Source organism: Arthrobacter sp. 131MFCol6.1 (genome assembly GCF_000374925.1).
GTDB lineage: Bacteria > Actinomycetota > Actinomycetes > Actinomycetales > Micrococcaceae > Arthrobacter.
Genome location: NZ_KB895558.1, coordinates 51,602 through 62,287 on the forward strand (window position 1 = coordinate 51,602; position 10,686 = coordinate 62,287).

Below are 10,686 nucleotides of genomic sequence, written 5' to 3' on the forward strand. Positions count from 1 at the left end.
CAGTGTTTCGAAGGGCAGTGTTTTGAAGGGCAGTGTGTTGATGGACGGTGTGTTGATGGGCCGGACGGCCCTGCTGGCCTTCGCCGTCGTGGTGCTCCTCGCCGTCAGCATCCTGCTGGGCAGCTACACCGTCACCGTCCCGGACTTCATCAGGATCCTCACGGCCCACCTCACCGGTGGCGAAAGAACCCCCGGCGCCAGCTTCATCGTGATGGAAAACAAGCTGCCGCGGGCCGTCATCGGCACCATGATCGGGATTGCCTTCGGGCTCTCGGGCACCCTGTTCCAGACCATGCTGCGCAATCCGCTGGCCAGCCCCGACGTGATCGGCATCAGCTACGGGGCCAGTGCGGCCGCCGTCACCGCCATCGTCGTTTTCGGCGCCTCCGGGGCGGCGGTTTCCGGTGCGGCACTGTGCGGGGCCGTGGCCGTAGCCGTCCTGATTTACACAATCTCGCGGAGCGGTTCCCTCGGATCAGGCGGTGGCAACCGCGGCAGCGCCGCCGGAAGCCGGCTCATCCTGGCCGGAATTGGCATCGCCGCGGCACTGAACGCCGTGGTCAACTTCCTCATGACGCGGACCGATATCCGCACCGCGGCCGAGGCCCTGATCTGGCTGAACGGATCCTTGAACTCCGCCAACTGGGACCGCGCCGGAGTGCTGACCCTGGCGCTGCTGGTCCTGCTCCCCGCCGTCGCCCTTCTCGCGGGCCCGCTCCGGATCCTGGAACTGGGAGACGACGCCGCCGCCGGACTCGGCATCCGGGTGGGCCTCACCCGGCTGGGCGTGGTGGCCGTTGCCGTCGCCCTGGCCGCCGTCGCCACTGCAGCCGCGGGGCCCGTGGCCTTCGTCGCCTTCCTGGCCGGTCCCATCGCACGCCGCTTCACCGGCAAGGCGAGTCTTCCGGCCGGCGCGTTCGTCGGCGTCCTGATTGTCCTCGCCGCCGACTACTTCGCCGCCAACATCGCCCCCGCGCTGCTGGACGGCACCGTCCTTCCCGTCGGTGTGGTCACCGGCGCGTTGGGGGCACCGTTCCTGCTGTGGCTCCTGGTCACAGCCAACCGAAAGGACGCCTGACATGGCCGTTCTGAACGCCAAGGACCTGACGCTGCAGTACGGCCAGCGCCGGGTGGTGGAAGAGCTCACGGCGGAGATTCCGGAGGGTAAGGTGACCATGATCGTGGGCGCCAATGCCTGCGGCAAATCCACGCTCCTCCGCGGCCTGTCCAGGCTGCTGAAGCCGGCCGGCGGGACCGTGGCCCTGGACGGCAAGGACATCCATTCCCGCCCGGCCAAGGAACTCGCCCGCATCCTCGGCCTGCTCCCGCAGCACCCCACTGCCCCCGACGGCATCCTGGTCCGGGACCTCGTGGGCCGCGGACGCTACCCGCACCAGGGCTTCTTCCGCAGCTGGAGCACAGGTGACGATCTCGCTGTGCAGCGCGCGCTGGAAGCCACCGAAACGCTGGAGCTCGCCGAGCGCAATGTCGACGAACTCTCGGGCGGGCAGCGCCAGCGCGTCTGGATCGCGATGGCGCTGGCCCAGGAAACCGAGGTCCTGCTGCTCGACGAGCCAACCACCTACCTGGACCTGGCCCACCAGGTGGAGGTCCTGGACCTGGTCACGGACCTGAACCGGCAGCGCGGCACCACCGTGGCAATCGTCCTGCACGACCTGAACCTGGCGGCCCGGTACGCGGACCACGTCATCGCCATGAAGGGCGGCGGGATCGTGGCCGAGGGCACCGCCGTCGACGTCGTCACCGAGGACCTGGTCCGTGACGTCTTTGGCCTGGACTCGCGGGTTCTTCCCGACCCCATTTCCGGCACGCCACTGATCATCCCGCTCGGCCGTCACCACGCCGAGTTCCCAAAAGCCGAAAAAGCAACCCTGGAGTTGGTCCCATGAGGGCAGTTAGCAGCAGTGCAAGAGCCAGCAGTGCAACGGACAGGAAGGCAGCCGACATCTCCCAGGCGCGGGCACGCCGGGCGCCCTCGGCGGTACGGGACCACCCGACCACCGAACCAATGACCCTGGCGTTCGACGTGACGGTCGCCGCGGTGCAGGAGCTCAGCCCCAACTTCCGCCGCGTCACCTTCGGAGGGTACTCCCTGCGCGACTTCGGGGTCCACGGCGAAACCCTGGACCTGCGTGTGAAGCTGATGATCCCGTCCCTTGCCGGGGACGGCACCCAGCTGCCGCTGCCGGTGTTCCACATGGAGCAGGCCGGCTGGTACCAGGAATGGCTGGCCATGGATCCCGCGACCCGCGGCTCCATGCGCACCTACACCGTGCGGCAGGAACGCCTCGACTCCGTCTACCCGGAGATTGACGTCGACTTCGTCATGCACTTCGACGCCGTCGGCAACGGCGGACCCGCCGCGAACTGGGCCCTGAACGCCAAGCCCGGCGACGCCCTCACCATCATCGGACCCAACAACCGGGCCGCGCACTGCGTCACGGCCGGGACCTACTCCGGCATCGAATGGCGCCCGGGCCTGGCCCAGCGCGTACTTCTTGCAGGTGACGAGACCGCTGTCCCGGCCATCAGCGCCATCCTGGAAAGCCTGCCGTCGTACATGAGCGGGCACGCGTTCCTGGAGGTCCCCGAGGCCGGCGACTTCCTGGACCTGACCTCGGACGCCGACGTCGAAATCACCTGGCTGGCACGGGGCGCCTCGATCGGCCGCTCCCGTCCGCACGGCGAACTCCTGCAGGAGGCGGTCCGCGCCGCCGTTCCCGAGCCCGGCTGGGTGGGCATCAAGGCCGCCGCCGGCGGGGCAGGGCCGGAACCCGATGACGTGAACGTGGACCAGAACATCCTCTGGGAGACCCCCGCCCGGATGGACGCCACGGCGATCAGCGCCGGCCGGAACCCCGACAAGCCCGCCGGCGCGCTGCCCTTCTATGCCTGGGTCGCCGGCGAAGCGGGCACCGTCAAGGAGTTGCGGCGGTACTTGGTGCGGGACGTGGGGATTGACCGGAAACAGGTCGCGTTCATGGGGTACTGGCGGCAGGGGAAAGCCGAGCTGTAGTCTTCGGCGTCGGGCCTCTTCCGGGCTTACGCCTGCTATCGCAGTTTTTCCGTCGCTCACGGTGTGTGGCTTCGCCCGCTGCCGGTGCTTTGCCGTCGTGCCCGTTGTGCGGGCTTCGCCCGCTGCCGGTGCTTTGCCGTCGCTTAGACACCTCCCGCCGCTACCCTCGGCCGCGAGCGGCCTCGTTCCGCTCTGGTCGGCGATGCGCTCCTTTGCAAAGCATCGGCAGCGGTCTTGAGGTCGGCTCACCTTCGTGTGTCCAGGGTGTCACCATTGCCACTCTCCAGTTGCGGCTCACTCTGCCGGTCATCTTGGGTTAACTCTCCCTTTCCCTGCCGGCTTTTTGGGGTGGGTAGGGTGACGGGGTGGCTTCAATTCCTTTGCTTCCGGATCGAGGCGGGCGGCGGGTCTTTGTTGCCTTGGGGGATTCCTTCACTGAGGGCGTGGGGGACTACGATCCCCGCTTCCCCAACGGCGTGCGGGGCTGGGCCGACCGGGTCGCGGAGAAGCTGGCCAAGGCGCAACCGGGGTGGGAGTACGCCAATCTGGCCATCCGCAGCAAACGACTACGCCACATCATCGGCGAACAGCTCGGTCCCGCCGTGGCCCTGGAGCCGACGCTCGTCACGTTGTACGCGGGCGGAAACGACATCCTGGATTTCGGCACGGACATCGGGGCCCTCATGCGGGACTACGAATCCCTGGTGGCTGCGCTCGCCGACACGGGGGCAACGCTGGTGCTCTTCACCGGCTTCGACGTCAAGGTCTCCGCGCTGCTGGAGCCGCTGAAGAAACGTAACGCCTTCTACAACCGGCGCGTCCGCGAGATCGCCGGCCAGTACGGCGCGGTGCTGGTGGACTACTGGTGCTTCGACGCATTCCATGACCCGCGGATGTGGGATTCGGACCGGCTGCATATGTCCAAGGCAGGCCACAAATACCTCGCCTCCCAGGTCCTGGACCACCTCGGCGTGCCGCACAAGATTAAACCCAGGGAGTGGGAGCCGCCAGTGAAACCGGGCCTGCGGGAGTGGGAACGCCGGCAGCGACGCTGGGTCCGCGACTGGGTGCTGCCGTTGTTCGGGCGGAAGCTCCGCGGAGTCACCCTCGGCGATCAGCTCCGGCCGCGCTGGCCCGAACCCGTGCGGGTCCCGCGCAAGGGCGGGCTGAAGAAACTGCTGCACGACCAGCGCGCCAGCAGCGACGCCGGGTAGCCGCCGGGACTCAGCTGTCCAGCAGGTTTTCGTAGCCCGGAGCCACCCTGTTGGCGTGGAACTCCATGACCTCGAATTCAGCCACACCATTGACGTAGAACGGATCCTTGGCCAAGGCAGCGTCAAGGCTGGCCCGATCCGCGTTGGAGAGCAACAGGCCGCCGGTGCGGGGTATTTTGCGCCCCGCGACCATGAAGACGCCGTCGTCGAAGGCTGCCTGCAGCCACGTCACGTGCGCCGGAAGATGGAACTCCACAATGTCCTCGGGGACTTTGTATGTCAGGGAGACTACGTACATGCGGCCAGCCTACCGGTAGCTGGCCGCGGACAGGCGGGAACTTTTCTGGAATTGCCCCGGCTGAAGTTGAATCGTCAAGCTTCCAGTCTCCTAGAATGTAGCCATGACCGAACCCCGCTGGCTCAACGCCGACGAACGCCGGGCCTGGCTGGCCCAGCTCAGCATCAACACCATGCTGCCGGCCGCCCTGGACACCCAGCTCCACGCAGCGGGCAAGCTATCCCTGTTCGACTACAACGTGCTGGCGATGCTTTCCGAGGCCGAAGGGCGCTTCCTGCCCATGAGTGAGCTCGCTGCGCGCACCAGCGCCTCCCTGTCCCGGCTCTCGCATGTGGTCACCAAGCTGCAGAACCGCGGCTGGCTTGAGCGCAGGCCGCACCCCGGCGACGCCCGCGTGACTACGGCCCACCTGACCGACGCCGGCATGCAGACGATTGTGCAGCTCGCCCCGGGACATGTTGAAGCGGTTCGCTCACTGTTCCTCGACGCCTTGAGCCCCAAGGACGTCGCGGACCTGGCCCGGATCGGCGAAAAGATCGTGGCCCGGCTCGACGACGACCACTGGATCCTGCGCGACATCTAAGCGCGATAGCCGAATGCGCCGCCGTCAGCCCGACGTCGGCCATCCCCGTCTTTGTTGCTCACGGCAACTGCTGGCAGACTGGATTCATGGATTTCACGTCCCGCTACGTAGCCCTTGGAGACTCCTTTACGGAAGGCGTCGGCGACGACGACCCCACCCGGCCTAACGGCGTCCGGGGCTGGGCGGACCGGGTGGCAGAAGGGCTTGGCGCCGCCGATCCCGGCTTCGGGTACGCGAATCTTGCCATCCGCGGCCGGAAACTCCGCCAGATCCTGGCCGAACAGGTCGATGCCGCCGTCGCACTCAAACCCACCCTGGTCAGCATCTACGCCGGCGCCAACGACATCCTCCGGCCCAAGGTCGACATCGATGATCTGCTGGCCGAATACGACGCCGGAATCCGCAAGCTCACGGCCACTGGCGCCACCGTGGTGATGTTCACCGGGTTCGATGCGCGGGGCTCCAAGATTTTCGGCACCATGCGCGGCCGTACGGCCATCTATAACGAGCTGGTTCGCGGCATCGCCGGGGACCACGGTGCCCTGCTGGTCGATTACTGGCGTTTCAGCGAATACTACGACTGGGGCATGTGGGCCACGGACCGGATGCACATGTCAGCTGCCGGCCACGCGAACATGGCCAAGCGCGTCCTCACGGTGCTGGCACGCGACCACTCGATTGACGTCCCGCCCATGACGCCGGTGCCTGAACTGAACCGGGTGGACGCCCTCCGCGCGAATGCCCGGTGGGTCCGCGAATTCGCCGGCCCGTGGGTTGTCCGGCGGGTCACCGGGAAATCGTCCGGCGACGGCCTGGTGCCGAAGTATGGCCAGCTGACCCACCTCTAGACAGCACCCTAGGCGCGGAACCCCGGCGTCGCGAGCAGTTCCCCGCCGCGGCGGACGGCGAGGACATCGATCTCCCAACCGTCCGTGGCCCGGTGCAGCATCGCGGTCCCGCCGGCCACGATCGCCGTCGCCAGCACATCGGCGGTGACAATGTTTGCCGCAGCCACAGAGACCTGGACGAACTCGGCGCCGGAAGAGCCAGCGGTCCGGGCCCCGAGGCCCGCTGTCCAGATGTGGTCACCCCGCTCCGCCGAGCCCGACGTCGCCAGGGCGCACCGGGTGCCAGGTCCGCCCAGCTCGTAGGCGGCAAGCAGTGCCGAGCGGTCCAGCGGGTCAACGACGCCGGCCGCCCACGAAGCTCCGCTGCCCGGCACGGGAGAGCCCGTCACCAGCACGTCGCCGCCGGCATTCAGGCACCAATCGGCGATCCCGCGGCTCCGCAACGCCTCACCGGCCTGCCCGATCGCGTAGCCCTTGATAAGCCCGGAAAGGTCCAGCACGCCGTCGGGCCGTTCCGGGGAGAACGCGCCCTCCGTCCTGAGCTGCCAGGTGAGCGCATCCGCGTAGCGGTCCCGCATCCCGGCGGAGGAGTCCCGCAGGCAAAGCTCCCCGCGCGCCAGCCGGCTGGCCTCGGAATCGGGACGGTACAGGCTGAACGTTTCGTCCAACCCGGCAAAGACGCGCTCGACGGCGGCGGTCGCGGCGTCGAGCTTTGCCTCGCCGCCCGCAGCACCCGGGACGGCCCCCGCTGGAACGGTAAGGCTGATGACGGTGCCCATGGAGCCAAAAGTCCTGGCTCTCAGGGCCGGGCCGCCCAGCTCAGAGGTTGGCTGCATCGAGGGCCGCCTGCAGGGAGTTCAAGTATGCGTCGCTGGTCACCGTGGCACCGCTGATGGTCTGCACGTCCGCGGATTGGGCGGCAAGGACCTCGGTGCGCAGGAGCGGGGCCGCCCGGTTGCTGATCTGCACGGACTTGCGTTCGGCATCGGTCAGTTGAAGCGCCGTGACGTCGGTGATCTTTCCGGCCTGCACCGTGATTTGCACCTGGACGGAGCCGAACCGGGTCTGGACGACGGAGCCTGCGTACGTCCCTACAGCCTTGGCCGAGGCCCCTGTGGTGCCGCCCGCGCTTGACGGGCTTGATGATCCCGACGAGCCGGAGGCCCCTGCCGAGCCGGACGTTCCGCTGGAGCCGGACGAACCCGTGGACCCGGCGGCCGCGCTTGCGACGGAGCTGCCGGTATCGGCTACGTGGAGGCCCGACTGCCAGCCGGCAATGAGGATGCCGGCGGAGGCCAGGGCGGCTGAAACTGCTGCGCGGGTTCTCACCAGTCGAACCTTTCGTAGTGGATTTGGTCCTCCCGGACGCCGGCTGCGCGGGCGTCTTCAAGCACGTTGTGTGCCCAGGCGGAGGGGCCGCAGACGTACACGTCGGCGTCAGTGATATTCGGGTGGTAGCTGGCCAGCCGGTGGCCGGCGCGGGCGGCGTGCTCCGGAAGCCAGGTCCGGATGCCGGCCGGGCGGGAGCCGGTCAAGTGGAAGAGCGTGGCGCCGCGCCGCCGGCAGAGATCGAGGATCTCCTCGCCCAGATAGAGCTCGGATTCGCTGTGTCCGCGGAGAATGACAGTGGCGTTGCCGGGCTGGAATGGCGTGCTCTCCAGCAGGGCACGAACCGGCGTGATGCCGATTCCGGCTCCCACCATGACCACATGCTTGCGGCTCCGCGCGGCCGTGCTGAACAGCCCATACGGGCCCTCCACCGCCACTTTGGTGCCGGGCTTCAGCGACGCCAGCTGGGAAGACCCCCGGCCCAGGTTGCGGACAGTGATCCTCAGCGTGCCCTGGCCAGCGGCGTCGAAGCGGACGGGTTCGGCGGAAAGGCTGAACGGATGCGGATGCCACCACAGGCCCGGAGCCAGGAACCGCCAGATGAAGAACCGGCCGCCGCTGCCTGCCAGTTCGTCCAGTCGAAGGCCGGACATTTCAATGCTGACCACTCCAGGGGCCACCCGCACCACCCGCTTGACGGTCAGCTGGTGCCTGAAAGTTGCCACCAAAGGCTGGACCACCCGGTAGTAGAGGAGTGCGGCGCCGGTCGCGATGCACAGAGCCAGCCAGTACCACCGCTGCCAGGTGCCCTCGGCAAAGAGGCCGCCCACACTGAACTGGTGGGGGAGGGACGTCAGGACGGCCGCGTACGTCAGGAGGTGGACGGCGTACCAGAATTCGTAAGGGAACCGACGTCGGACCGCTACGAGGGAGGTGACGACGACGGCGATGAACAGGAGCATGGAAATGTAGGCCAGCCACATGTCAGGCACAAGGACCCAGAGGGCAACCGACTCGCTGACAGGGTCCAGCCCTTCCGCCATGCCGTAACCGATGGCAATGAGGATTCCGTGCGCCAGCAGCAGGTACAGGGCCGGTTTGCCCAGCTTGCGGTGAAACTCAAGGGCGCGGTCGTGGCCGACTGTCTGGTCGATAAGTGGGATTCGGGCCGCCAGCAGCAGCATGAGAAGCACCAGGTCCATGCCTGCGAGGCCGGCCACAATCCCCAGTGCGGTGAAGGAGCCGGCTGGAGTCGAGAAGCCGGCCACTCCGCCGTCGGCCAGCCACAAGGCGACCGCGCCTGCCAGCGACGCCCAGAAAAGGACCGTCAGCAGATCCGCCCTTAGCAACCGCCGGCGGTACTGCGCCCTGAACGGGTTCACAGCGCCACCGGAGTTGCGGCGAACCCCGGGACGGTTCGTCAGAAGTTGTGTGTTCATGGATCCAGAATTGCCCCGCCGCCTATCATTTCGCTGTGAAAAGGCTTCGTCGGGCATATGACCTGGAAGGCCCGGGCCTAGCGCATGGACTGGCCGTGGGGCACTGTCCTATACACCATTCAGCGACGGATTGGTCTTTAATTCGCCGAACTCGTAGACTTGGTAGGCGCTAGGTGGCGCGGAGCGTGCGCAATTGCTCCGGTTGGCAGGACCCGTCTGAAAAATCGACGGTCCTGGAGGCCGGTAGTTAGGGGCTCAAGTTGCGCGCATTCCTGTATTCGCCCAGCATCCCGGCACTTCGCAATGGCTGTCCAACAGGCGGCCAGCGTCAGGTGCCCGTGGCCCACAATCTTCGCCGCAGTGAGGAAACAGACGGTTTATGCCGTCTGGCTGAATCCCGCGGACACGGCGGTTGGGGGAGGGAGCCGGATGCGGACGCCGCCCAACGCACGGTCAACGGGAACTCCGTTAGCCGTTTCATTTATTTTTTGAGGAGAGTCGTCATGGCAGCACACTGCCAGGTGACCGGAGCCGAGCCGGGCTTTGGACACAGCATTTCGCACTCGCACCGTCGCAACAAGCGCCGGTTCGACCCGAACATCCAGAAGAAGCGCTACTGGGTTCCGTCCCTGCGCCGTAACGTCACCCTGCAGGTCTCTGCGCGTGGCATCAAGACCATCGACGTACGCGGCATTGACGTAGTCGTCGCCGCCATCCTGGCACGAGGAGTGAAGCTCTAATGGCAAAGGATAAGGACGTACGTCCGATCATCAAGCTGAAGTCGACCGCGGGCACGGGCTACACCTACGTGACGCGCAAGAACCGTCGTAACGACCCGGACCGTCTGGTCCTGAAGAAGTACGACCCCAAAATCCGCCAGCACGTCGAATTCCGAGAGGAGCGCTAAACACATGGCTAAGAAGTCAATGATCGCTAAGAACGAACAGCGTAAAGTCATCGTCGAGCGTTACGCTGCAAAGCGCCTCGAACTGAAGAAGGCTCTGGTTGATCCCAACTCAACCGACGAAGTACGCGAAGCTGCTCGCCTCGGCCTGCAGAAGCTGCCCCGCAACGCCTCACCGGTACGTCTGCGTAACCGCGACATCATCGATGGCCGTCCGCGCGGTACCTTCCAGAAGTTCGGCATCTCCCGTGTTCGCTTCCGCGACATGGCTCACCGCGGTGAGCTCCCGGGCATCACGAAGTCTTCTTGGTAATTCAGTACCCCTGAAGCCAGTGGCTTGAAGAAGGGCCGGCAACCATTTGGTTGCCGGCCCTTCTCGCATTTAACGTCCGGGCCGCCTCCTGGCCCCCGGTTGCGTGCCGGGGTGATGCACTGCACAGTGGTGGTTTGCGGGGGTGGTGGGTCTGGTGGGGTGGTTTTGGGTGGGTTTGGGTTGTGGTGGCGGGGTTTTTGGGTGGTGGGGTGGGTGTGGGGGGTGGAGTTGCGGTGGGGGCGTGGTGGGTGTATTGTTTTCTAAGTCGCCGCGAGGGAGACCAGCGGAAATGCTGGGAACCGGAGGCGGCCAATCCCCTAAATTTCAAGACCGGATCTGGTCGGCGTTTTGTGCGCTCCGGGTTTGGGTGGGGCGGGTCGGATGGTTTGCGGGTCGCGGAAACGCTGATTTGCAAAGCGGTCCGGACTCGGGTAAGTTTGAAAAGTTGCTCCGGAGCGATCCTCGACCGAGTTGGTTGTGGTGGTGCCGGGTGTGTCTGTTGTTTGAGAACTCAATAGTGTGCCAAGTTTGTTGATACCAATTTATTGTATTGAATTGGTTGAATTTGCCGGGCCCGCCACCCCGTGGTGTGGTCTGGTGTTTTTGGCTGGTTTCAAATTTTGTGCAGCGTGTGCATCCCGTTTTCCCGGGGGCGCATGTTGTGTCTGTTTTACTTCAACGGAGAGTTTGATCCTGGCTCAGGATGAACGCTGGCGGCGTG

The 10,686-nt window shown here is 66.2% G+C and carries 13 protein-coding genes; 9 read left to right on the forward strand and 4 right to left on the reverse strand.

Annotated elements, in window-relative coordinates; genetic code table 11:
- The first annotated feature begins 40 nt into the window (after positions 1 to 40).
- The 4 genes from C566_RS0119815 (at position 41) to C566_RS0119830 (ending at position 4,251) form a co-directional block, all read left to right on the forward strand.
- Positions 41 to 1,078 carry a FecCD family ABC transporter permease gene (locus tag C566_RS0119815; protein ID WP_018776098.1) on the forward strand — a complete coding sequence of 346 codons (1,038 nt, stop codon included), beginning with the start codon at positions 41 to 43 and terminating at the stop codon, positions 1,076 to 1,078.
- A gap of 1 nt (position 1,079) precedes the next feature.
- Entirely contained in the window at positions 1,080 to 1,910 is an 831-nt protein-coding gene (locus C566_RS0119820; protein ID WP_018776099.1) for an ABC transporter ATP-binding protein, read from the forward strand.
- Positions 1,911 to 2,029: 119 nt separating this feature from the next.
- A complete protein-coding gene (locus C566_RS0119825) occupies positions 2,030 to 3,037 on the forward strand; it encodes a siderophore-interacting protein (RefSeq protein WP_018776100.1) in 1,008 nt (335 codons plus the stop codon).
- A 365-nt stretch (positions 3,038 to 3,402) separates the two neighbouring features.
- Complete coding sequence (locus C566_RS0119830) at positions 3,403 to 4,251, forward strand: SGNH/GDSL hydrolase family protein (RefSeq protein WP_081627388.1); 849 nt, start codon at positions 3,403 to 3,405, stop codon at positions 4,249 to 4,251.
- A gap of 10 nt (positions 4,252 to 4,261) precedes the next feature.
- On the opposite strand, the gene C566_RS0119835 is transcribed toward C566_RS0119830, so the two are convergent.
- A complete protein-coding gene (locus C566_RS0119835) occupies positions 4,262 to 4,549 on the reverse strand; it encodes a YciI family protein (RefSeq protein ID WP_018776102.1) in 288 nt (95 codons plus the stop codon).
- Positions 4,550 to 4,652: 103 nt separating this feature from the next.
- Between C566_RS0119835 and C566_RS0119840 the strand changes: the two genes are divergently transcribed.
- A complete protein-coding gene (locus C566_RS0119840; RefSeq protein WP_018776103.1) occupies positions 4,653 to 5,132 on the forward strand; it encodes a MarR family winged helix-turn-helix transcriptional regulator in 480 nt (159 codons plus the stop codon).
- Between the two features lie 86 nt (positions 5,133 to 5,218).
- On the forward strand, positions 5,219 to 5,980 hold the full coding sequence (locus C566_RS0119845) for an SGNH/GDSL hydrolase family protein (RefSeq protein WP_018776104.1): 762 nt from the start codon (positions 5,219 to 5,221) through the stop codon (positions 5,978 to 5,980).
- Between the two features lie 8 nt (positions 5,981 to 5,988).
- On the opposite strand, the gene C566_RS0119850 is transcribed toward C566_RS0119845, so the two are convergent.
- From C566_RS0119850 to C566_RS0119860, 3 genes are read right to left on the reverse strand one after another with little or no spacing between them, the layout of a single operon-like run.
- Positions 5,989 to 6,759: an FAD:protein FMN transferase gene (locus C566_RS0119850; RefSeq protein WP_018776105.1), complete on the reverse strand. Its 771-nt coding sequence runs from the start codon at positions 6,757 to 6,759 to the stop codon at positions 5,989 to 5,991.
- A 40-nt stretch (positions 6,760 to 6,799) separates the two neighbouring features.
- Entirely contained in the window at positions 6,800 to 7,309 is a 510-nt protein-coding gene (locus tag C566_RS0119855; RefSeq protein ID WP_018776106.1) for an FMN-binding protein, read from the reverse strand.
- On the reverse strand, positions 7,306 to 8,748 hold the full coding sequence (locus C566_RS0119860; RefSeq protein ID WP_018776107.1) for a ferredoxin reductase family protein: 1,443 nt from the start codon (positions 8,746 to 8,748) through the stop codon (positions 7,306 to 7,308). The genes C566_RS0119855 and C566_RS0119860 overlap by 4 nt, the downstream gene beginning before the upstream one ends.
- 503 nt (positions 8,749 to 9,251) lie before the next feature.
- On the opposite strand from C566_RS0119860, the gene rpmB reads away from it, so the two are divergent.
- From rpmB to rpsN, 3 genes are read left to right on the forward strand one after another with little or no spacing between them, the layout of a single operon-like run.
- Positions 9,252 to 9,488: a 50S ribosomal protein L28 gene (gene rpmB / locus C566_RS0119865; RefSeq protein WP_011693744.1), complete on the forward strand. Its 237-nt coding sequence runs from the start codon at positions 9,252 to 9,254 to the stop codon at positions 9,486 to 9,488.
- Positions 9,488 to 9,655 carry a 50S ribosomal protein L33 gene (gene rpmG / locus C566_RS0119870; protein WP_003798558.1) on the forward strand — a complete coding sequence of 56 codons (168 nt, stop codon included), beginning with the start codon at positions 9,488 to 9,490 and terminating at the stop codon, positions 9,653 to 9,655. The genes rpmB and rpmG overlap by 1 nt, the downstream gene beginning before the upstream one ends.
- A gap of 4 nt (positions 9,656 to 9,659) precedes the next feature.
- A complete protein-coding gene (gene rpsN, locus C566_RS0119875; RefSeq protein ID WP_026266887.1) occupies positions 9,660 to 9,965 on the forward strand; it encodes a 30S ribosomal protein S14 in 306 nt (101 codons plus the stop codon).
- Positions 9,966 to 10,686 lie beyond the last annotated feature (721 nt).